Raw genomic sequence first — 21,929 nt, 5'->3', positions numbered from 1 at the left:
GTAGCCATTAATTTGTCTCCGTTGTTTTTGCTGAAAACCTGTTAACGAAAAAGAGGAATAAGGGAAACCATAATTATTGCAATCGTCCCTAAGACAAGGACTATTCCTAAAGGACGTCCCCAATTAATGGTCCATCCGATTCCAAACCGTTTTTCGATAAACACAGTAGGATCATGGGGATTGTAATAAAACAACCCCCACTTCCAATGCTGATCATCATCTCTGTCTATGATCTCGTCATCAACTTCTTCTGCCACATCTACTTTTATGCGGTTTCCACTTTGGCCAGTTTTCATTGAAACATAGATTGCTCCGATTACTGGAATAGCGACACCAAAACCATAAATAAGCACGTTAACTGCAGTTGTAGGCGTTATTACCTCTAATACAGTCAATTGTATATAGGCCAAATAAAGATTAAGTACAACATTGGTAATCAATATGTATACGATCCAATATTTCTTTGCTAACTGGTTTTGTATAAAGGAAGCTAAAGGCCTTCTTGCTTGGATGCTAATTTTTGCTTTCTGTAAAATTTTATACACACCATAAAAAGTTATACTAATACCCAGTTGAGTTAAAGGTAGCAAAAAAACATTCCAAAAATTTGTCTGTCGATAGGAAACAGGATTCCCAACAATGTCAAATTGGTGTGGAATTTCTTCAGATAAGCCAGAATATTGAACGAACGTAAATAGGAAAGTAAACAGCATAATAAGCAAGGGGAGACCCCAATAGTACGATAATGAATTTTTTTCTTCCTCTGGTTTCGATGTATTAACTACTACCATCTGTTTTTTATCAATCGTCCATTTCTTTTCAGCCTTCAAAGTCTTTGCTTTCTTATGAACATCCACATAATTTATCCCGAATAAGACAATCAGTACTATTATTCCCATAAGCAATACGTCCATGCTTTGGAACATTATTGCGAAAATATTAATGACAATACTTATAAAAATGGCTGAAATACTACTGTTTCTAATATATCTTTTTCTAATCTCTACCACTTCTTCTCGATCACTTAATTCCTCAGGTATGACTACCCCAAATAGCAGCGTTTTTTTCATAAGAAGAGGCAAGAAAATACCGATCAGAACTAAGGGAATATAAATCGTAATTAAGTATAGTAAAAATACAATGAGAAACATGGTTATTTTTCCTCCCTTATTTTATAACTATCATAATTCTTCTGTATAAAATCGATAAACTCTTCTCTGGATACGCCATTCAAATAGGCCTCTGCTGTTATGTTTTTTAACAAAGTGTCTAATCCGGCAAGATAATCTGGAGATTTATTAGCTTTTAGATCCGGATTTACCATCACCCCACTTTTTCTATGAATGACGACCCAGCCTTCTAATTTGAGCTGATTATACACTTTATTAACCGTATGGAGATTTATCCCTATATCTGATGCCAATTGTCTAACTGATGGCAAGCTTTCTCCTAATGATAACTCTCCTAACGCTATCCCTCTGATAATTTGGTTTTTTACTTGTTGATATATTGGCGTTTCTGAATCAAACTGTATATGTAAAAACACATTATTTCTCCTTCCGAATGTCTGTTATACATAATATATAACAGAATGAATAAAGATACAATTTATCCAGCTATGTTTTCGTTCGTTATCGTACAGCAGGACACGTCAATCGGTAGTTAAAACAATCTCAATATCTCCAACTTATTTTCACCATTTAGGGATTAATAAAAAAACGACAAATGATCACGAATGAAATCATTTGCCGTTTTTTGTTATTATTTTCGGACACTGCTGTAATGATGCATTTTTTGGTATTCAATCGGAAACAACAACTAGAAACATGAAGGATCCAGCTTTTTATCTTCAAACACCCATTCACCCTGAATGGTCACTTTATACATTTTGGTAAAAACAATGATCGTATTATACATCGATTCGATCAAATTTTTTCGTGTAGATTCCAAAAACAATATAATGTGATATGCCATAAAGGACAAGGAAAAATAGTGTGGCGATAGTCACCCATTCATTAGCTGTGAGATGTGGAAATAGCTGATAAATATAGTATCCGCCACCTCCTAAGCCAACCCTAATGAATAATGATATGATCACATTTAAATTATTCTTTACGGCTGCTGTAGGACTGGTCCAATTTAAAGTAGGTCTTTCTATATTAATGACGATATCAATTGTAGATAAGAATAACGTTGCCACAACACTGAAAATTACTGCACGTATTACGATATCCAAACTAACCTGTAAATAGATGCCTCCTGCAATAGCTAACAATACGGTGGCAATAAAAGTAATTAGTAATGTGGCATATATTCTATACTTTAGGTTTTCTCTTGCACTAATCGGTAGGATCCTAGTTTCCCAAAAAGCTTTCCCTTCTCTAGTAATCGATGTAGCAGAAAGGTTTCCGATCATTGCTGGTGCTGTAATGATTCCAATATAAATGTACAAGATATATGGTGATAGCTCTGAAGAATGAAAGAATTCTCGGGAAGCCTCTCCAGTGAAAAGCATAATCATAAATATTAAGATCGGTAAGAACATAATTAAAACGGTATTTATTAAAAATATTGGATTGCTGAGGATGATTTGAATATGCCGCGTAATTAGTTGCGATCCTATCCTTCTTTTCCGAAAAGAAACTGTACCCTTTCGATGTATATCCTCCCCTCCACCCTGTTGGTTAAATGCTAATAACGCTTTTGTATACAAAAGTTGCGAAACCAATTTTAGGGCATAAAGGAACACAAGATTTAATAAAACAAAAAGTCCTCCATCTAGAAGTGAACCTTGAATCATCCTAGTTAGCCATATACTAGGGGGGAAATTTCTACCTAGTTGTCTTAATAAGCCATCCTCTTGAAGCAAGATATGGTAAAATGATTCTATATCCATTTCAGCTCTTGCGATAATTAGCTGTAAAAAGAGAAATACAAAGAGAAAGATCACATTTCCAACGACAACCATAAGGTTTCTTTTTCTTCCTTTCCCGACTAGTGCCATAAAAGGAATAATAATTAAAGTGGTTAAAATCATTGGTAGTAACGGCGAAATAAGCAATGCGATGATTCCCGCAATAAGACTATATAGATCCCATTCTCCAATTGTGCTATAGACAATAACTGATGTACCAAAGAAAAAACACCCAAGAACAAACAGGTACAAATAGACGGTTGCAAGTTTAGAAAATATGATCCCCTCGACCTTTACTGGTAAGGTAGTTAAGAATTGCAAATCCTTTGCGTAAAAGAAAACGGAAATGATCATAGGTATACATGCAAAAAACATCAACACAACCGTTCCTATATACATATAGGTGATTGTTAGTTCTGGAAAACCAATTTGATTAAAACCTTCGTATATGCTATTTACCAATTGATAAGCTGGTAAAATAAATAGAGCTGGTATAAATAAGCTTAGCAACCCCAACCATCGATTTTTCACATTCACATGCTCGATATATTTATTCAAAAAGTCCTTTACTTGTACTTGAGTTAACGTGATAATTTTACGCATCTCTTGTCATCTCCAAAAATACGTTTTCCAATGTTGTATCAGTGCTCTTCTTGATGTTTCCCACTACATCACATGCAATTAGCTTTCCTTTATGAATAATCGCTACTCGATCACATAAATCTTCTACCACTTCTAATCCATGAGATGAGAAAAACACCGTTCCACCTTTATTACAATGCTCCCTCATCAAATCTTTCAGAACTCTCGCCGAATGAGGGTCTAAACCTACCATTGGTTCATCTAAAATGAATAGTTTCGGATTTGATAGCATAGCTCCTGTAATAAGTAGCTTTTGTCGCATCCCGTGAGAATACGAATTAACCTTTTGCGTAAGAGCATCATCTATTTGAAATGCCTTAGAAAATTTCTCTATTCTTTTTTTTCTTTCTCGGATTGAGACATCATACATATCTGCCATAAAATTCAAATAATCAATCCCACTTATTGCATCAAATATCGTTGGTTGGTCCGGAACATAGCTAAAATTTTTTTTGGCATCGACTGGTGCTTTCATAATATCCACTCCATCAATGGAAATGGTTCCTTCGGTCGGCTGAATAATTCCCGTAATCATTTTTAGCGTGGTTGTTTTCCCTGCACCATTAGGGCCAATGAACCCAATTATCTCCCCTTTCTCTACATCTAAGGAAATTTGATTTACTGCTCTTTTTGATCTGTCGTACGTTTTTGATACATTTTTTAAAGCTAACATCATTCCACTCCTCCATTTAGATACATTTTTCCCGCATAAAGTGAAACTTCGAGGCAACGTTTTTTTATTAATCTCCCGCTGCTTGTTCTGTGAAAACTTAGGGGTGCTAGCCTCCGCTACTCCCTCATAAACAACATAGCTTTTCTGTTCTCTTGATGTGTTGATCTTACAGACGATTGATTAACAATTGAACTTCTATTTTATCTGTTATATATATAGTATAACAGATAAAACAGAAGTTCAATACTTTTTTTGGGTATTCAAATGATTACGTGGTACTTCAACATGATATTTCTTTGTTTTCTCATCCATTTCTAGCAAGTGTTTCTTGGGTAGGAAGCGCATTTTCTGTAATTTGTGTATGTCTTTTCCAAAAGAACTTTGGAACCTTTAATAAGTCCTTAAAAACTCCAACTTATTAGGATTTACAAACCAACTATTGTCATGTGGTGTTTAAGCGTGAGAGGTTCCTCCAAGTGAAAACGGCAGTTAACCGATTAAGGTTAACTGCCGTTTTCAACAAGAAGAGATAAGTTCATACCTCTATCAAATGACAATATAGTTTTTTAATTATCGATTAACTATTCAAATAAACATTCCTTTACTTTTTCATTACCTATTCTCTTATAGAAAGATCCAGTGTATCAATATATTCTTTCGATTCCTTTAACCCACACCCTGTAACTTCTCGATATCTTTTCACTGCTTTGATTTTCTTACCCTCTTTAAGTAAATCGATCAGTTCTTCTTCTATACTTTCCAAAATAGGTTCAGTTGCACCGATTTGTTTAGCGATTCTATCCAAAGTATTGTTTGTACGTTTCATCTCATTTCTCAACTGAGTGATTTCAATATAAATTAGAATAACCGCTCCAAAAATGCCTCCAAGAATAAACTCCATAACATCTTTCCTCCCTTACTCTATTAAACAGCAACAGCTCTCCTATACAAGGATACAGTGCTTAATGACAGTTCTACTTCTAATAATCTATTATAATTAATCATTTACGATCAGGTCTTACGGAATGTTCGTAACAATTTTGGGTAAGTACACATGCCACAGATCCATATTTGATCTGCCTTGGTATTTCTTGATCTTTTTAGCTATATTATCTCTATTTTCTATTGTTAATTGTACATTGTTTTCTGCAAGCTTATGATGAATATCGTACTCAAATTCACCTGGCGAATAGGTATCTTCTAGTTTCGGTGAATAAGTTGTAATGCCGTAGCTTATGTAAATTTTCTCGCCGTCATACATCTTCACCCATATATTTGACGTTCCAGTCATGTGACACTGTATAATATCTTCCAACTGATAAGATTTACTTTCCCTAAAAAGTCTATGAGAAACGAAAGTGTATGTAGTGCCATCAGTATAAATCACATCATAATATTGCGGAAGAGTGTTCATTGCCGTAATCACAATAACAACGGCACATAAGTAGATAAATAGAAATCTACTTTTACTTTTACAAGTTTTTCTCTTTCTCCTACTAAAAAGCACGAAAAGAAGTAATGTGATTCCAATGATTAACTTTATGTTTTGGTATATACCCGCGCCAATTAAAGAAGCATACCACACCTCTTCCTTTGGCGAAACTTTCGTTATATTGTTGCTCATGAGCAATAGGATAAGGATAATTTGGAGCACTCTATCCTGAGAAACTTTCTTCCCCACCGTTTTCAACTTGGCTTGAAGGCTATGCAAGATACTTTTCATCATACACCTCGATTAACTTATACTTATAGTAAGACAAACAATCCAACAATCGCAATGACAATACCTCCAACCCGATTCGCAATTAACGCCAGCTCACTAGGTTCAGCATTTCGCACTTTCCAACCGATCTCCATATACCACGCTGCTTGTGGGAATATTGCCCCAAATATTCCAAATAAAATGAGTACTAGTCCTATTGGATTGCTTGAGGAATTATTATTAGATATACCTGCCGCTCCATTTATTTGTTCATATTTACTAATAGCTTCTTCTGCCACTCCCTCTCTTCATGTGTTAAATCCAAAGAACCACCAGCACTACTAGAATTACCAGACCTCTCATAGAAGTAGCTACGACCATTTTCAAACATAACCTCGTATTCGTAACCGTTATGTTGTTCTTGAAATGATACCCTCACTGTCTCTCCATTCGATAATTCAATCGTTTGCTGTGACCTTGCTGATGCATTCATTGGGATAAAAAAACTGAAAGGCAACATTATTACAATTATTAAGATTATCAGACTCGTTAAATCAACCTTATTGTAATCAAAAATCACTGATTGCACTCCTTTCTACCTTTGGATGGATTGATTTGAATATCTCCAATTGAACCATCCACTTTGCCTTATCTTTATTATGGCAATTAGCTATTGATAGATTTTCAAACGTTTGCAATTACAAATTCATAAGTCATCTCTACTATTCTATTCGTACCCTGCTCTGAAAAACCATGACCTTCTCCTGGAAATACAACAATTTTTGAATTTGTGTAGCATTTAGAAGCTTTCTCTCCATATTTAAGTGGCACAATTTCATCTTGATCTCCGTGAAAAATCAATACTTCCTGTTGAAAATCTCCTATCTGTTCGAACACATGATAGTCGTGAATGGTCTCGAAATACTCTCTTCCCAACATTACCCCCCACAAATCAACACTATCAGGAATGCTGTCAATAGAAGGAAAGCGTTCATTCCAGTCATCCGGTATACAAAATGCAGGGTAAAGTAATAAGACCCCTTTTATTTCTCGCTTGTATTCTTCTGCAGCCAGTGCGGTTACGAGGCCACCTTGGCTTGCTCCGAACAGAAAAATATTGTCATGATCAATAGTATCCCACTGTTTTATCGTTTCAATGACAGCACAAAGATCCTCTTTTTCGGTAAATACAGACATCTCAGTCGTCTTAAGATCACTTTTCGAATTTACCGATCCCCCGCAAAAATCAAAACAATAGCTACCCACACCTTTAGTCGCAAGGTATTCACTATGCAGAATAAAATCAGCATTCGTTCCGTTAAAACCATGGCTAAAGATAACAAAAGGGCAGTTTTCCTCACCAATCGGCATATAGGAAACGCCATGAATTTTTCTACCACGATGCTCAATCTTTACAACTTCTTTATTGAATTTCCCCATGTTAAACCCTCCAATATTTTTATTTATGGGTTCTTTTATTTCGAAAATTTACTAACAAGTAGATAAGCAACCTCATATTCTTCTAACTTTTTAATGCGGTGTTCCGAATTTGTATAAAAATCTGGTGAAAATGAACTTACTCCTTCCTCCCACGAATAAGCTATACTCGCTAAAACGATCTCCTCGTTTGTAATGTTTATCTCTTCGCTAATGCTTCCCGCTACCACGAACCGATCATCTGAATCTTTATCTGAAACAAGGTCAGAGGATCTTCCAGACGCTGTTCCTTCATTATCATTAACACCGATAGTAAATACAGTTTGGTTTTCCATTGTTTCTAATTGCGAGGTTGTAAAAATAATTGAACCTTGTTCCATAACTTCCGTCGTAATGTTTCTTCCTTCATCAACCAATTCTCCATATTCATATTTTTCAATCCACAAAGAGACTTGTTTATATTCACTATCAATCGTGAAGTCAAAGACAAAGGATTGATTCGATGTAGTGGAAAGTATCACATTTTCCCTGTCTGTTAATTCGGCTTTTATTATAGTATTTGATTCTGTGTTGCTGCATGCGGTTATAGAAATTGTTATCAAGGTCATTACAGTGATAAAGTGAAACTTCAATCAGTGGGGGTTTTTAGGTATTCACCCACTGATTGTTAGTTGAACCATTCGGGGTGCTAGCGTCCGTTACTCCCTCGTGAACAACTTGATATTCTACTTGTTTTGAAGTGGGAGTCTTACGGACGGTTGCTCCGGGATAAAAATTAGTTTTTTCATTTTATCTCACCCTTCTTCTCATAAGGTGTAGGTAAAGGTATTCACTTTCATAATACCATAAATCTTACATAAAAGTGGAAGAATTATTATATCTTTCAATTTCTATCTTAATCAAAAAAAGCACTTCATATCTTTACCATTCTTAAAGATAAAGTGAAACTTCAATCAGTGGGGGTTTTTAGGTATTCCCCCACTGATTGTTAGCCCTAAAGGATGACCTAAAGGCCTTTGAACCATTCGGAGTGTTGGCGTCCGTTACTCCCACTTAAACAACTTGGTATTCTCATTGTTTTGAAGTGGGAGTCTTACGGACGGTTGCTCCGGGATAAAAAAGCTCACATCAACAACTTGTTAGAAAAATACCTGTATGTTATCATGATATCATAATCCGATATCAACTATCGATATCTATTTTCTAGAATGATATAGCAGAGGTGAATACATTGAAAGACCAAATTTTACGAAAGTTTTTCTTGGGTTTTATTCAAATTCATATCCTTCATCATGCAAAAAAAGAACCTTTCTATGGTGCTTGGATGATCGAAGAATTAAAAGAGCATGGATACAACATGAGTCCTGGAACATTATATCCGTTACTACACAGCATGGAAGCCAAAGGGGTAATCGAGAAAGAAGAAAAAACAATAGAAGGGAGGGTTAGAAAATATTATACGATCACTACATTGGGAAACGAAATTTTAGAAGAGGCTACAACGAAAGCTTATGAGTTGTTTAAAGAGATCAGCCATTAAAGAAACGGAGAGGATTTCATTGTTTTTACTAAAAGAGGTTTCATACAAAGATATTCTAACCATTAAAAACCTACACATTCCAAAACAAAAAATCACATGCATTGTAGGTGAAAGTGGTAGTGGAAAAACAACATTATTAAGGCTTTTAAATCGACTAACAAGCTATGATAGTGGAGAAATTTTTTATCAGAATCAATTGATCAAAGATATTGATCCTGTGGAATTACGAAGAAATGTTGTGATGCTCCCCCAAACTCCTGCTATCTTTAGCGGAACTATCAAGGATAACCTTCTCATTGGTCTCAAATTTTCCGAAAAAACAATGCCAACCGATCAACAGCTTGGTGACATGTTAAAATTAGTACACTTAAAAAAAGATTTAGATCAAGATGCGGAAAAATTATCTGGCGGGGAGAAACAGCGAGTTGCTTTAGGTAGAGTGATTCTAATGCAGCCAGAAGTACTATTACTTGATGAACCTTCCTCTGCGCTTGATGAGGAGACGGAACATACGATAATCGAAGCACTTGTCAATTATTCAAAAGAAAACAAGAAAACGTTAATTATGGTTACTCATTCTACTAAACTAGCAAGTGAGTTTGCTGATGAAATTATTAAGATAAAAGAGGGACAGTTTCTTCGTAAAGAGGAGGTATCAAAATGAACGGATTGATTGAGCTTCAATTATGGCAGTTAGCAGCAGCTTATATGTTTGTTGTCGTTCTTTTGTTTATCGTTCGAGTAAAAGGAATCTCAAGAGAAAAAGAGATCCTGATCTCTTCCATCAGGATGACCGTTCAGCTCGTATTAGTCGGTTATATACTTGTTTATTTGTTTGACAATGTCAATCCTTTCAGCACCGTTATCGTGATCATCATCATGGAGACATTTGCTATTCACAATATTTACAAAAGAGCAAAAGGGAAGCTTTCTAGACCGCTCAAAAAAATTATTGCGACATCAATGATTTTCGGCACGTTAACAAGCCTAACTTATTTTTTACTTATCGTGATCAATAATTCCCCTTGGTATGATCCTAGATACTTCATCCCCATTGCCGGGATGCTTATTGGTAATTCCATGACCGGTATTTCACTTGGCGTAACAAGACTTGTGGATGGAATGTATGCAGAGAGACACCTTATTGAGTCCGCGTTAATGCTCGGTGCAACACCGAAAAAAGCTGCCAAACAAATCGTAGATAGTGCATTTGACTCCGCAATTTTACCAACAATTAACTCTATGGTTGGAATGGGGATTGTATTTTTGCCTGGGATGATGACTGGTCAAATTTTATCAGGTATCTCTCCGATCAGCGCGATTGAATATCAGATCGCGATCATGCTTGGCATTCTTGGAACAGTTGCACTGACAGTGATCGTATTTGTCCAACTAGGCTATAAAACTTTCTTTAATGAGGAAAGTCAATTGAACATGGATGATTCGAAATAAGATCAGACTTCGCTGAGACCTCCCCCCCACTGATTGTTAGACCTAAAGGCATTTGAAGCCTTCAGGGTGACAACGTTCTCCACTCCCACCTAAACAATTTTTACCTAATCGATATTTTGAGGTGGGAGTCACGAACGATTGCTAGGGATCAAAGCTGTAAAACCGCAAGAAAAAACAGGAATATCGCAGCCAGAAAATCTGATGTTTCCCGAATGAACCCAATCGATAGTTTGTTTCCAAACGTAGAACCTACCCAGATAAATAAAAAACTAGTTATACCTGCTAACATGCTCGTTAAAAGGATTGGATAATAAATAAGCCCAGCAGATGCTCCCAATATAATAGAATCAATACCTAAAGCTAAACCTAAAATTACAGCTCTTTTGATAGTACCCTTCTTCACAGTACCTTCAATTACAGGTTCCTTATGTTTTGCTTTCAACCCCTGCCCTACAAACCAGGCGCCTAACAATAGAAAAACGGATGCACTGATATAGGAAGCTGTCTTTTCTGTTAGCAATTGAGATACTTGCTGTCCCAAAAGTAAGCCAACCAACATAGTAATACCTGATATAACAGCAACTACAAATGCGAACCTAGGTTGAACTTTTTCTTTTATTCCTAATGTAAATCCTACCCCCAAATCATCAAGATTTGAAGAAACTGCCAATAATATAATTTCTAGCACAGTCATTCTTTCACCTTCCAGACATTTTTCCTGCTGTTTTGATAGGCTCGCTTTACCTGCAGCTACTCCTAAGTAAGAAAAAACAGGTAAACAAAGTATATAACACTTCCATTTTAATCACAAAATCATATAGTTCTCATCGGATGAAGACTTACAGACGATTGCTTCGGAGTAAAACATTTCATTTGGATAGGACACTTTCTTCCTGTTTAATCCACTCAATCGTTTCTATTAAACCATTACGATATGAAGTAAAGGGGATTTCACCCATCTGTTTTTGTAACTTCTCACCATTCAAAATAACAGGTTCCTCAGTTAAATACATCATCTCCACTACTTCTTTCATATAAGGCTGAAAAAAGCCGATGAAGCGAATCATCGTTTTGGATATTGGTCTAATTTTTTTACGATAATCTGTTTCTTCACGTAAAATCTTTACCAGTTCCGCACCCGTAATCGAGTGTATGGCAGGAATATTCCAATTTTGGTCGTACGCATCGTCATGCTGTGATAATTGAACAATTATTTTTGCAGCGTCTGGGGTAAAAACAAATTCACGTGCAACGTTCAATGGACCAACGAAATTCGCCTTTTTATTAATCGCCACATTTTTTAATGTTTCATGGAGTATTGTGTTGTACGCATAAGGACCATAGAAATCTGGAAGGTGAACAATCAAAGATGGAACTCCACTTGCTTTTAATTTTGATTCTAAATCAAGTCTAATCTTCCCCTTTTTTGTATGTGGTTCTTTTGTTTCCTGTTCTGATACTTTTCTCGTTTGCTTACCATATGCATAGATGTTATCAATCAAAACCACTTTTGTTTTTTTGCTTTTAGCAGCATGGATCACATGTTGAAGGCAAATTGGGTGCTTTTCCATCCAGTGTTGATAGGGAAAATTTACGGCATGAAAGATCACATCAACACCTTCTGCTGCCCGCATGACATCTGCTTCCTGTAAAACATCCCCGACTACCATTTTCACCTTGTTCCCAAAATAACGTTCTAGTTTTTCTTCTCCTCTCCCAAATGCTATAACTGCAATATTTTTTTCTAATAATGCTTGAACTAAAGCATAACCAATACCACCCGTAGCTCCTAATACTAATGCCTTCTTCATTTCAAACTCACTCCCCTGAATTATTAACCACTGGTCAATTAAAAGAAAAATTTTATGGCTGCTAAAGCTTAACGCAGCCACGATAAAGTGATACATAAAATCAGTGGGAGGCGTTCACCTTTCCCCACCGATTGTTAAAATGTTAACGTCTATTACCGTAACGAACACCCTTTTGATTTGCTCACTGGTTTGAAGTTGGCGTGTTACGAACCATTGCTTTAGGAAAAATTCTTCAAAAGAAAATTCACATGCATTTCAGCCGTAACTTCTGCTTCTTCATATTTTTTTACAGATCCACGATAGTAAGAGACAAATCCGTGTAAAGCTAAAAATGATGCCCAAATATCAGCCACAGTTACTGTATGACTTGCAAGATGTTGAACTGCTTCGGCAAATTTTCGATAACTATTATTGGCAGCTTGTTGAGATAGTGCATCAACCTCTTCATTTCTAAGCATAAACATTAGTTCGTATTGACTTTGGTGGTTTAGACCAAATGCAATAAATGCTAGAAAGAGTTTTTTTAGTTTTGTTTGGTCGTCTTCTTTGTCTTGAATAGTCTCATCAATTAATTTGTTTAACTTAGAAAAATACTGTTCAATTATCGTGAAAAAAAGATCTGCTTTATTTTTAAAATGATAGTAAATTGCACCATGACTACAGCCTAAATTTTTGGCAATGTTACGCATGGAGACATCTCTAAAATTCTTTTTTTCAAATTGCAACTGCGCCTCTTGTATAATCATATCTTTAGTTAACTCTTCACTCGCTCGTTTCCGAGGTGACATTCATGTTTCTCCCTTCAATTGACCACCGGTTAATAACTATTGTAACGAAATACAAAATAAAGTGCAAGTGAAAAAAGAAGATCTTTCCTTCTTTTACTCAATCAGGTGTTATGCTTGACTGACATTTGTGCTAACGTTTATAATATTAGGATTGTGTATACAGTAATATAACCGTTATTGAATCAACTTCCTTACTTTGTTAGGCAATGATTAAAGGGGTAGCAAAGACTGCATTCCCTCTTTTTAATAAAGTCTGTTAAAGTAGATAGATAACAGGAACTAATAAACGAAAACAGGTACTCTCCCACACAGAGTTAAATTGATGCAGCCGGCGTGTAAACAAAAATACTTCAGGAGGAATTATTTTGCAGAAATCAACAGAATATAAATCATTATCTATCGCCCGTGCCTTGAAAAAGGAAGAAATCGATGTGATGAAGATTGAAGAAAGAGTCAAATATGCGATCATGACTATATTTGCTGCGATCTTAGCTGGTTCAGCGTTTATCTTTAATAATTTAAGCGAGATTATCGTTGGGATGGGAGAGATTGCGATAGCACCTAGTATACTAGTGACCGATTATATGGTTGTTGGTAATATTGGGGCATCATTATTTAATGCAGGAATTCTAATGCTTATCTCTATTTACTTGGCATATAAAAATGATGTTAACATGAATGGTCCAGTTATTGCAGCGGCTTTTACTATTGCAGGATTCGCACTTTTTGGCAAGAATTTATTTAATATTTGGCCAGTAATCCTCGGCGTATATTTCCGTTCTATTTATGAACGAGAAAAATTTAGTAAACTTCTTCTGCCCGCCTTATTCGGGACAGCGCTTGGACCTCTTGTTAGCCAAGTTTCTTTTGGATTTGGATTACATCCTGTTTTAGCGATTATTTTTGGTATTTTTGTCGGCATATTAGCCGGATTTGCATTACCACCATTAGCGAATCACTTCGTAAGATTTCATCAAGGGTTTAATCTTTACAACATTGGATTCACTGCAGGTATTACAGGGATGGTCTTTATGGCTATCTTCCGCTCATTTGGTCTAGATAATCCGAATACACTTCTTGTCGCAGAAGGATTGAATCGGCCTTTTACCATTTACTTTGTTATTTACTTCGGTTTCATGTTAATGATAGGGTTTGTATTAAATAATCGTACGTTCAACGGTTATGCTAAATTGATGAATTATTCCGGTCGACTTGTAACTGATTTCGTTTCTTTGAATGGATTTGGACTTTCGTTAATAAATATGGCATTATTGGGGTATCTTTCCATGGCATATGTTTTAATGGTAGGCGGTGAATTCAATGGTCCGATTATCGGTGGAATGTTCACCATTATTGGATTTGGTGCCTTTGGTAAACACCTGAAAAATGTATGGCCACTATTTGTAGGTGTTTACATCGCCTCTCTTCTTAAAATATGGGAAGTAAATTCAACAGCTGCATTACTCGCTGCACTATTTGGAACAACATTAGCACCAATCGCTGGTGGATATGGATGGTTTTTTGGTATTATCGCTGGACTTGTTCATATGGCGATGGTCATGAATGTCGGAGGACTTCATGGGGGAATGAACCTCTACAATAATGGCTTCTCCGGTGGATTTGTTGCAGCTATTTTAACCCCTTTATTTGATTCACTAAAACGTTTTAAAGGAGATGCTGACTATTGACAAACGAACGCATGAAAGCCATTAAAATTGTAGATGAATTGATTGCATACTTTTTCGCTCATCAACTGACTGATCTTACTATCGACTTAAATTATGGGTTAAGTCAACTAGAAATTTCCGTTCAGGGTTCCTGCGATCAAAAACCAGATGACCTTGATCAATTAAAAGAAGTACTAAACAGTGAAAGACAAGAAGAACTAGAAGAGTATTATTCCTCATTGTTAGGGGAAAGTCGTAATTATCATGAATTAAATCTCTTAGGTGCACTCGTAGATTCAGCTGACATATCTTATCAAAATCAACAACTTTCGATTACTGTCTATAGAAAACGTTCCTAACATAAAACGACAGGTGCCAGGCACCTGTCGTTAGGCACCTGTCGTTTTATTTATGGGAAAGTGACATGCTATAGCTTGTCACCATCAGCACCTTGCAAAATATAGCTTCTTATTGTTTTTAAAAGAACCGGATGAACTTTCCTGTTTTTTGTTGAAAATATTTCAATTTAAAACATGTTCTTTCTCAAAAAATCATCAAGAACTTCTCGCACCTCATTGGTTGACGTGGTGCTCATCAATTGATTTCTTAATTCACTTGCCCCTCGAAAGCCTTTCACATAGATCTTGAAAAAGCGATGCAGAGCCTTGAACGAACGTTGCTCTAATTCCGAGTATTTATCATAGAGGTCCAGATGCAATCTTAAGAGATCAAGCAATTCGTTATTGTTATGATCTTTTGGCTCTTTTTCAAAAGCAAATGGATTACTAAAGATGCCACGGCCGATCATGACCCCATCAATACCATACTGGTGAGCAAGCTTCAACCCAGTTTGACGATCAGGAATATCTCCATTGATTGTTAGTAGTGTATTAGGAGCTACTTCGTCACGAAGCTTTTTGATTTCTGGGATCAGCTCCCAATGGGCATCGACTTTGCTCATTTCCTTCCTCGTGCGCAAATGAATGGAAAGGTTAGCAATGTCTTGTTTCAATAAGTGTGTTAGCCAGGTCTTCCATTCGTCGATGTCAGTGTAACCAAGTCTTGTCTTCACACTTACAGGTAATCCTCCCGCTTTTGCAGCTTGTACTAAATCTGCTGCAACTTCTGGGCGACGGATAAGCCCACTTCCCTTCCCGTTTTGTGTCACATTAGGTACTGGACACCCCATGTTGATATCGATCCCCCGAAAACCTGCTTTAGCCATATCCATGCTCATTTCCCGAAAATATTCCGACTTATCTCCCCATATATGGGCAACTATTGGTTGTTCATCATCTGTAAACGTTAAACGACCTCTAACACTTTGAATTCCTTCAGGGTGGCAATAACTCTCCGTATTTGTAAACTCTGTAAAAAACACATCCGGTCTAGCAGCTTCACTGACAACATGACGGAAAATTACATCCGTCACATCTTCCATCGGTGCCAATATAAAAAAGGGGCGCGGTAAATCAGCCCAAAAGTTATCTTTCATATAAAATTCCAATCCTCTCATTGTACGATACATAACGAACATATTTTCTAAAAAATAAAAACGCAGAATTTCCTGTTTCTTTATACTTATACCATGATCACCTGCTTTTAATCAAACCAATTGCAGGTAGCTGTAGGTTTCTGTCAATCAAAGGATATTAGATGGATAAAAGTAAATGGTATGAATATCTATTATTTACTAGGGGGAGTGCAACAATGAAAAAGACGGTTATTATCATTTGACCTGGGATAGCAGGTTTGGCTACAGTGCTTCGTTTACTTAGTCAGGATTACGATGTGACCATTTATGAAATAGAAAAAAACAGTAGAAGGTAAAATTAGTGGCTCTACTCATGGGTATGCTAATCTTGATGCTATTCAGGTTATACCCTTATCAGGAATAAGGGACATAGGAAACTTTGAGAAAAAAATGTTCCAAAGTCTCCCATATTTTGACTTGATGGATAAAGAGATGGATGGAGAGAATCTATCAGTAGTACAGACCTTCTATATCCTTCTCTAAAGTAAATGGTTGAAATAAAAAATCGCCAATTGCGTTCGATCTCTCAACTCTAACTTTTCTAAAATAATGCTAATATAGTTTCTAACTGTTCCTTCACTCAAATATAATTCTTTAGCAATCTCCTTATTAGATAGACCTTTTGAAACGAAAGAAATAATTTGAAATTCCTTATCGATAATTCCAAAGTCTTGATAATTCTTTTTATTTACTTGATTGGACATAACCGATGGAAGCTTATTCATAATTTCTTCGCCAAAAACAACCTGACCTGAATATACTGCATTTAATGCTGGGATGATACAGTTGTAATGTTGTTTTAAAATATAACCCTTTGCACCAATCTTTAATGCCTTAATGATGTATTCATCATCTGCAAAAGTAGTTAAGAAAAGAACTTTCGCATGAGAAAATGTCTTTACGATTTCTTCGGCTGCTTGTAGACCATTCATTTTCTCCATTCTAATATCCATTAAAAGAATATCAGGTTGATGCTCATGATACAGTTTTATAGCATCTTCTCCACTATTAGCCACTGCCAAAACTTCAAAACCTTCATTAGCCTCAATGATCGTTTTTAATGATGTTGAAACAAGAATATCATCATCTACAATTATGATTTTCATTTCATGTCCCCCCTACACCCTATAGTGAGTTAATCACTCACTGTCCTTAAGATTTCATAAAAGAAATAAAAATTCTAAATCCTTTCGATTGATCGATATTAACGATGCCATTTAATGATGCCACTCGTTGCTTGATACTCTCAAGACCCATTCCTTTAAAACTTGATGCTAGTTTTTTGTTTCCATTATCAAAAATAATAAGCTGAAAAAGCTTAGGATGTTCATGTAAACTTATTGAAACGAGATCACCATTAGAGTGCTTCATAACATTGGATAATGCCTCTTTTACAATACCAATTATGGCGTACTTAGCCTTAGTAGGCATATCACCAGTTATTTCATAATTAAATATTGCTCTACAGTATGTAAAATTTTTAAGCAGTTTATTTATTTCTTCGTAAAGATCAATGGAATGATCATGTAAGTTATGAACACTTTCTCTTATCGAGCTCATCCCTTCATTCAACGTTTCTTTAACCACTTTAAGATTTTTCACGGTGCTCTCCTCTTTACTTACCGCTAGTACAGCTCCAATCTGTAAAATAGAACTGGTAAGCAGATGGCCTACATTGTCGTGGATTTCTCGTGCAATTCTATTTCTTTCATTTAATGTAGCAAGTTTAACCTCCACATCTTGTTTACTAACCAACTCATTTATTTTCCCTTCCAGAGAAATGGAAACCTCTGTTAAGTAGTCCCTTTGATTTATATAATCTTCGCGAAGTTTCTTTTCGTTTGCTTCTCTCATCTTTAAGAGGTATACAATTGCTGCAATGGCGATCAATCCACCTATGCCAAGCAAAGAAACCTTGTCGTAGTGAATGGAGAAGGGAAGTAAAGCTAATAGTATGAACTGTTGTTTGTTCGTTCTTAGTAGGTCATAGCTTATGAAAGGTAAAAAGAAAACAAACGGAACATAAAACACTGATAGAATTATATATGCTATAAATAACCATGTCATCAATTTTTCTTGGTTAAAATATTCGGATAATCCACTTACAGCTATGGCTAATGTGATGGCAATAACGCCTTCATATGGTCTGAATTCTAACAAAAGAAGACCGCATGTTCCCAAAATAATCATGAGTTTATTCAGTATATTTCCCATAACTGCTTCCCTCCCTTAAATGCCTTCCCAACTATTATAGCGTATATGAGCCTATGAATATAAGAAAATATTACAATTGTCATATGAATCTGATGACATAACACACTGATATTTTCCAAAATTTCTATTTACAATAAAGTTATCAAGTTAAAGAAAGGAATGACGGTTGTGATTGTAAAAATTGATAATTTAGTTAAAAGATATGGAGACTTAATCGCTCTTGATCATTTAAACATTGAAATAAAAGAAGGAGAAATATTTGGTTTGTTAGGACCTAATGGATCAGGAAAAACAACGGCTATAAATTGCATACTATCTTTACTGAAATTTGATAAAGGAAATATCGAAATTTTCGGAAGAGAAATGAAACCAACTGCTTATCCCATTAAACAAGATATCGGAATCGTGATGCAAAACGTAGCAGTTTTCGAAGAGTTAACTGTCTACGAAAACATTGATTACTTCTGTGGTCTTTATATAAAAGATAAGAAGAAGCGTAAAGAGTTAGTACAACAAGCAATTGAATTTGTTGCGTTAAAAGATTTTGTAAAATTCTATCCGAAAAAATTAAGCGGTGGTCTTTTACGAAGACTTAATATTGCCTGTGGAATTGCTCACAAACCGAAGTTAATTATTTTGGATGAGCCAACGGTTGCTGTTGACCCCCAAAGTCGAAATAATATTCTTGAGGGCATTAAAAGGTTAAATGAAGAAGGCGCAACGATTATTTATACCTCACATTATATGGAGGAAATCGAACAGCTTTGTTCTAGGTTAGCTATATTAGACAAAGGCAAAGTGATTGCTACGGGGACAAAGCAAGAGGTAAAAGGAATGATCTCGCTAGGTGAGAAGATTGTCATCGAAACATTTAATTTAAAGGAAGAACATATAGAAAAGATTCGAGAAATACCGAATGTAATCGACGTGGAGCTAAAAGAGAATATCTTGACCATTAAACAAAAAAGCGGTGCAAGTAATCTTGTAAATATTACAAGTTTTATTGCAAATCACGATATAAGCTACGGCAAAATTTATTCAGAGTTACCAACTCTAAACGATGTATTCCTTGAAATTACAGGAAAAGAATTGAGAGACTAAGAGGAGGTCTACGATGTCATTTCATATTTTTAAATATACATTTAAACAACTAATTAAAGATAGAATGGCTTTATTTTGGATGCTTTGCTTCCCGCTAATATTAGCAACATTATTCAATCTAGCCTTTTCAAACCTAATGTCAACGGAAAGCTTTGAACAAGTTAAGATTGCTTTATCAACAGACCATGACTTGCCAGAAGATTTGGAGAGTGCAATGAAAGAAAGCAATATTTTTAATTTATCTTACACGACGGAAACAGAGGCGAAAGAACTCTTAGCAAATCGAGAAATCTCAGGATTTATTAAAAATACAGATGAACTTGAACTTATTATTTATGATTCTGGTCTTAACCAGTCGATCGCAAAAGTTTTTTTAGACAATCATGTTCAAATTTCAACAACCATTTATAACATCATTGACGGAAATCCTCAACTAATCGAAATGGGATTTCTAGAAAATTTAAGCTTTACGGAAAGCTATACGGAAACAGTCCCTGTAAGTGAATCAATGAATATGATTGTTGTATACTATTTTGCGCTACTTGCAATGACCTGCCTGTTTTCTTCTATTGCAGGATGCTATGCTATATCGTTAGTTCAGGCAAATCAATCTGCAGTTGCAGCAAGAGTGAATGTTGCGCCGACAAAAAAATTAAAGGCTTTTCTATCAATGATTTCAGCTACTATCTGTTTTCAGTTTATATCCGCAATGATTGCCATCACGTATATAACACAGATTTTAAAAGTAGATTTTGGCGATAGAATTCTTCACATCGTCGTACTGTGCTTGTTCGGCTGTTTTACAGGAACGATGTTCGGCGCTCTATTCGGGTTGCTTGTAAAGTTAAAGTCGGAAGTCAAAGAGATGTTGTTATCAAATATTTGTATGGTGTTGTGTTTTTTATCTGGTTTGATGGTTTTACAAATGAAATACATTATCCAAGAAAAAGCTCCAATCATTGCCTATATCAACCCTGCAAATTTAATTACAGATGGCCTATATGCACTTTACTATTATGATACGTTTCATCGATATTTTCTAAACCTTACTTTACTAGGAAGCATGGGGATTGCATTTTGCGCGATCATCATATTGGTTTTAAGGAGGCAAAAATATGCAAGTATTTAAGGCTTTTCGTAAAATTGTCATGAAAAAATTTATCAGTGTGTTTATCATTTATACTGCACTATTTATTGGACTTTCCATCTTTTTTACATCAAGTGGTGGGACACAGGTGGAAGATGCTTTTGAACTTTCCGAAGTTAGGGTTTCCGTTATAAATGAAGACAATACTGCGCTAGCCAATGGGTTAGAGAACTATATTAACGGGATTGCAAGACCTGTTGAATTAGAGAATGATGAGGAAAGCATGAAAGATGCTCTTTTCTTTAGACAAACAGAGTTTATTGTTACGATTCCAAATGGATTTCAAGAGAGCTTCCATTCATCACAAAATCAGTCCATCACAACTATGTCTGTTCCCGATTCAGCAAACTCGGAATATGCAAAGACACTGATTGACCGATATTTAAATACTGCTAAACTTTATGCTACTGCATTCCCTGAAATTTCTTTTGATGAGATACATGAAAAAGTACTAGCAGATATTTCAACAGAAGTTCATGTTTCCTTTGTTGACAGAATAGCAACGAGTCATAGCTCTGAGCTTAGTACGTATTTTAACTTTTTATCTTATATATTAATAGCGATGTTTATTTCTATGGTTGGCCGTATCATGTTAATCTTTAATAATAAGGAAATTAAAATGCGGAACTATTGTGCTCCCATTAGCATCAATTATTATAATTATCAACTTATATTTGGTAACCTATCGCTCGCCTTTATTGTTTGGTTGATTTTTGTTGCATTTGCTTTTGTCATTAATACTGGTAGTTTAAACGAAACAGGTTCCTATCTATATATTGTTAATTCATTTGTTTTAGCCATTCTCTGTCTAAGCATTAGCTTTTTGGTTGCTACTTTTGCAACAAAAAATTCGATTGATCCGATAGGAAATTGTATATCACTTGGTTTATCATTTTTAGGCGGCTCTTTTGTACCACAAGCCTTTTTAAGTGATACACTTCAAACTGTTGGAACTTTTAACCCGATATTCTGGTATGTTAAAGTAAATGATACGATAGGAGAGATTACTAGTATTTCTCGGTCTACACTTGAACCAATTATCTATGGAATTCTAGTTCAGCTAGCATTCGCGGTTGCTTTCCTCGCTGTCGCATTGGTTGTCATTAAACAAAGGCGATATGCTCATCAGTAATACAATAAGATAAACTGGGGAAGTTCACCCGATCCTTTTAAAAAATAATAAGATGCTATATTTTGTAAGGGGCTGATGGTGACAAGCGAATGCTTGTCATGTCACACTATAGCGTGACACTTCCAATAAGCAAAACGACAGATGACCAGGAATGACCAGCTGTCGTTTTTTATTG

Annotated in this window: 24 protein-coding genes; 8 read left to right on the top strand and 16 right to left on the bottom strand. The window is 35.6% G+C overall.

What is annotated here, in order from left to right; genetic code table 11:
* Window positions 1–41 precede the first annotated feature (41 nt).
* From OWO01_RS07010 to OWO01_RS06965, 10 genes are all read right to left on the bottom strand, one after another.
* Window positions 42–1,151 (bottom strand): DUF1648 domain-containing protein, encoded by a 1,110-nt coding sequence (locus OWO01_RS07010; RefSeq protein WP_268779726.1) that lies wholly within the window; start codon window positions 1,149–1,151, stop codon window positions 42–44.
* Window positions 1,152–1,153: 2 nt separating this feature from the next.
* Window positions 1,154–1,546, bottom strand: a complete 393-nt coding sequence (locus OWO01_RS07005; RefSeq protein ID WP_268779725.1) for a GntR family transcriptional regulator — start codon at window positions 1,544–1,546, stop codon at window positions 1,154–1,156.
* A 363-nt stretch (window positions 1,547–1,909) separates the two neighbouring features.
* Window positions 1,910–3,517 (bottom strand): ABC-2 family transporter permease, encoded by a 1,608-nt coding sequence (locus OWO01_RS07000; protein ID WP_268779724.1) that lies wholly within the window; start codon window positions 3,515–3,517, stop codon window positions 1,910–1,912.
* Window positions 3,510–4,229 carry an ABC transporter ATP-binding protein gene (locus OWO01_RS06995; protein WP_268779723.1) on the bottom strand — a complete coding sequence of 240 codons (720 nt, stop codon included), beginning with the start codon at window positions 4,227–4,229 and terminating at the stop codon, window positions 3,510–3,512. Before OWO01_RS06995 ends, OWO01_RS07000 begins: the two co-directional genes overlap by 8 nt.
* Before the next feature lie 616 nt (window positions 4,230–4,845).
* A complete protein-coding gene (locus tag OWO01_RS06990) occupies window positions 4,846–5,130 on the bottom strand; it encodes a ribosomal protein L7/L12 (protein WP_268779722.1) in 285 nt (94 codons plus the stop codon).
* A gap of 117 nt (window positions 5,131–5,247) precedes the next feature.
* Entirely contained in the window at window positions 5,248–5,952 is a 705-nt protein-coding gene (locus OWO01_RS06985) for a hypothetical protein (protein WP_268779721.1), read from the bottom strand.
* A gap of 23 nt (window positions 5,953–5,975) precedes the next feature.
* On the bottom strand, window positions 5,976–6,230 hold the full coding sequence (locus OWO01_RS06980) for a DUF6199 family natural product biosynthesis protein (protein WP_268779720.1): 255 nt from the start codon (window positions 6,228–6,230) through the stop codon (window positions 5,976–5,978).
* Window positions 6,194–6,511 (bottom strand): hypothetical protein, encoded by a 318-nt coding sequence (locus OWO01_RS06975; RefSeq protein ID WP_268779719.1) that lies wholly within the window; start codon window positions 6,509–6,511, stop codon window positions 6,194–6,196. The genes OWO01_RS06980 and OWO01_RS06975 overlap by 37 nt, the downstream gene beginning before the upstream one ends.
* A gap of 104 nt (window positions 6,512–6,615) precedes the next feature.
* Window positions 6,616–7,371 carry an alpha/beta hydrolase family protein gene (locus OWO01_RS06970; protein ID WP_268779718.1) on the bottom strand — a complete coding sequence of 252 codons (756 nt, stop codon included), beginning with the start codon at window positions 7,369–7,371 and terminating at the stop codon, window positions 6,616–6,618.
* Window positions 7,372–7,406: 35 nt separating this feature from the next.
* Entirely contained in the window at window positions 7,407–7,889 is a 483-nt protein-coding gene (locus tag OWO01_RS06965; RefSeq protein ID WP_268779717.1) for a hypothetical protein, read from the bottom strand.
* Window positions 7,890–8,599: 710 nt separating this feature from the next.
* Between OWO01_RS06965 and OWO01_RS06960 the strand changes: the two genes are divergently transcribed.
* Genes OWO01_RS06960 through OWO01_RS06950 form a run of 3 tightly spaced genes read left to right on the top strand, consistent with a single transcriptional unit; the run spans window position 8,600 to window position 10,360 of the window.
* On the top strand, window positions 8,600–8,908 hold the full coding sequence (locus OWO01_RS06960; RefSeq protein WP_268779716.1) for a PadR family transcriptional regulator: 309 nt from the start codon (window positions 8,600–8,602) through the stop codon (window positions 8,906–8,908).
* 19 nt (window positions 8,909–8,927) lie between these two features.
* Window positions 8,928–9,572: an ABC transporter ATP-binding protein gene (locus OWO01_RS06955; RefSeq protein WP_268779715.1), complete on the top strand. Its 645-nt coding sequence runs from the start codon at window positions 8,928–8,930 to the stop codon at window positions 9,570–9,572.
* The gene (locus OWO01_RS06950) at window positions 9,569–10,360 is read left to right on the top strand and encodes an ABC transporter permease (RefSeq protein WP_268779714.1); all 792 of its coding nucleotides are present in this window, start codon (window positions 9,569–9,571) and stop codon (window positions 10,358–10,360) included. Before OWO01_RS06955 ends, OWO01_RS06950 begins: the two co-directional genes overlap by 4 nt.
* A 148-nt stretch (window positions 10,361–10,508) precedes the next feature.
* Here the strand turns inward: OWO01_RS06950 and OWO01_RS06945 are convergent, their stop codons facing one another.
* The 3 genes from OWO01_RS06945 to OWO01_RS06935 all read right to left on the bottom strand — a co-directional run bounded on the left by OWO01_RS06945 (window position 10,509) and on the right by OWO01_RS06935 (window position 12,959).
* Window positions 10,509–11,147 carry a manganese efflux pump MntP gene (locus tag OWO01_RS06945; RefSeq protein ID WP_268779744.1) on the bottom strand — a complete coding sequence of 213 codons (639 nt, stop codon included), beginning with the start codon at window positions 11,145–11,147 and terminating at the stop codon, window positions 10,509–10,511.
* A gap of 82 nt (window positions 11,148–11,229) precedes the next feature.
* Complete coding sequence (locus tag OWO01_RS06940) at window positions 11,230–12,171, bottom strand: SDR family NAD(P)-dependent oxidoreductase (RefSeq protein WP_268779713.1); 942 nt, start codon at window positions 12,169–12,171, stop codon at window positions 11,230–11,232.
* 218 nt (window positions 12,172–12,389) lie between these two features.
* A complete protein-coding gene (locus OWO01_RS06935; protein WP_268779712.1) occupies window positions 12,390–12,959 on the bottom strand; it encodes a TetR/AcrR family transcriptional regulator in 570 nt (189 codons plus the stop codon).
* A 365-nt stretch (window positions 12,960–13,324) separates the two neighbouring features.
* Here OWO01_RS06935 and OWO01_RS06930 point away from each other — a divergent pair, with 365 nt between their 5' ends.
* Together OWO01_RS06930 and OWO01_RS06925 are read left to right on the top strand one after the other, a co-directional pair.
* Entirely contained in the window at window positions 13,325–14,647 is a 1,323-nt protein-coding gene (locus OWO01_RS06930; RefSeq protein WP_268779711.1) for a DUF1576 domain-containing protein, read from the top strand.
* A complete protein-coding gene (locus OWO01_RS06925; protein ID WP_268779710.1) occupies window positions 14,644–14,985 on the top strand; it encodes a hypothetical protein in 342 nt (113 codons plus the stop codon). Before OWO01_RS06930 ends, OWO01_RS06925 begins: the two co-directional genes overlap by 4 nt.
* Before the next feature lie 167 nt (window positions 14,986–15,152).
* On the opposite strand, the gene OWO01_RS06920 is transcribed toward OWO01_RS06925, so the two are convergent.
* From OWO01_RS06920 to OWO01_RS06910, 3 genes are all read right to left on the bottom strand, one after another.
* Window positions 15,153–16,121, bottom strand: a complete 969-nt coding sequence (locus OWO01_RS06920; protein WP_268779709.1) for a tRNA dihydrouridine synthase — start codon at window positions 16,119–16,121, stop codon at window positions 15,153–15,155.
* Between the two features lie 518 nt (window positions 16,122–16,639).
* Window positions 16,640–17,266: a response regulator transcription factor gene (locus tag OWO01_RS06915; protein WP_268779708.1), complete on the bottom strand. Its 627-nt coding sequence runs from the start codon at window positions 17,264–17,266 to the stop codon at window positions 16,640–16,642.
* 46 nt (window positions 17,267–17,312) lie between these two features.
* Window positions 17,313–18,374, bottom strand: a complete 1,062-nt coding sequence (locus tag OWO01_RS06910) for a sensor histidine kinase (RefSeq protein WP_268779707.1) — start codon at window positions 18,372–18,374, stop codon at window positions 17,313–17,315.
* 168 nt (window positions 18,375–18,542) lie between these two features.
* Between OWO01_RS06910 and OWO01_RS06905 the strand changes: the two genes are divergently transcribed.
* From OWO01_RS06905 to OWO01_RS06895, 3 genes are read left to right on the top strand one after another with little or no spacing between them, the layout of a single operon-like run.
* Window positions 18,543–19,475: an ABC transporter ATP-binding protein gene (locus OWO01_RS06905; RefSeq protein WP_418936206.1), complete on the top strand. Its 933-nt coding sequence runs from the start codon at window positions 18,543–18,545 to the stop codon at window positions 19,473–19,475.
* A 13-nt stretch (window positions 19,476–19,488) separates the two neighbouring features.
* A complete protein-coding gene (locus OWO01_RS06900) occupies window positions 19,489–20,604 on the top strand; it encodes an ABC transporter permease (protein ID WP_268779705.1) in 1,116 nt (371 codons plus the stop codon).
* Window positions 20,591–21,754 (top strand): ABC transporter permease, encoded by a 1,164-nt coding sequence (locus OWO01_RS06895; protein WP_268779704.1) that lies wholly within the window; start codon window positions 20,591–20,593, stop codon window positions 21,752–21,754. Before OWO01_RS06900 ends, OWO01_RS06895 begins: the two co-directional genes overlap by 14 nt.
* Window positions 21,755–21,929 lie beyond the last annotated feature (175 nt).

The organism is Natronobacillus azotifigens (assembly GCF_026805325.1).
GTDB lineage: Bacteria > Bacillota > Bacilli > Bacillales > Amphibacillaceae > Natronobacillus > Natronobacillus azotifigens.
Note: the sequence above shows the minus strand (reverse complement) of the source record. Positions and strands in the feature narration are given on the sequence as shown.

Coding starts and splice junctions, on each gene's coding strand:
- OWO01_RS07010 (WP_268779726.1), bottom strand. CDS start 1,151: ATGTTTCTCATTGTATTTTTACTATACTTAATTACGATTTATATTCCC.
- OWO01_RS07000 (WP_268779724.1), bottom strand. CDS start 3,517: ATGCGTAAAATTATCACGTTAACTCAAGTACAAGTAAAGGACTTTTTG.
- OWO01_RS06995 (WP_268779723.1), bottom strand. CDS start 4,229: ATGTTAGCTTTAAAAAATGTATCAAAAACGTACGACAGATCAAAAAGA.
- OWO01_RS06990 (WP_268779722.1), bottom strand. CDS start 5,130: ATGGAGTTTATTCTTGGAGGCATTTTTGGAGCGGTTATTCTAATTTAT.
- OWO01_RS06985 (WP_268779721.1), bottom strand. CDS start 5,952: ATGAAAAGTATCTTGCATAGCCTTCAAGCCAAGTTGAAAACGGTGGGG.
- OWO01_RS06970 (WP_268779718.1), bottom strand. CDS start 7,371: ATGGGGAAATTCAATAAAGAAGTTGTAAAGATTGAGCATCGTGGTAGA.
- OWO01_RS06950 (WP_268779714.1), top strand. CDS start 9,569: ATGAACGGATTGATTGAGCTTCAATTATGGCAGTTAGCAGCAGCTTAT.
- OWO01_RS06940 (WP_268779713.1), bottom strand. CDS start 12,171: ATGAAGAAGGCATTAGTATTAGGAGCTACGGGTGGTATTGGTTATGCT.
- OWO01_RS06935 (WP_268779712.1), bottom strand. CDS start 12,959: ATGTCACCTCGGAAACGAGCGAGTGAAGAGTTAACTAAAGATATGATT.
- OWO01_RS06920 (WP_268779709.1), bottom strand. CDS start 16,121: ATGAAAGATAACTTTTGGGCTGATTTACCGCGCCCCTTTTTTATATTG.
- OWO01_RS06915 (WP_268779708.1), bottom strand. CDS start 17,266: ATGAAAATCATAATTGTAGATGATGATATTCTTGTTTCAACATCATTA.
- OWO01_RS06910 (WP_268779707.1), bottom strand. CDS start 18,374: ATGGGAAATATACTGAATAAACTCATGATTATTTTGGGAACATGCGGT.
- OWO01_RS06900 (WP_268779705.1), top strand. CDS start 19,489: ATGTCATTTCATATTTTTAAATATACATTTAAACAACTAATTAAAGAT.
- OWO01_RS06895 (WP_268779704.1), top strand. CDS start 20,591: ATGCAAGTATTTAAGGCTTTTCGTAAAATTGTCATGAAAAAATTTATC.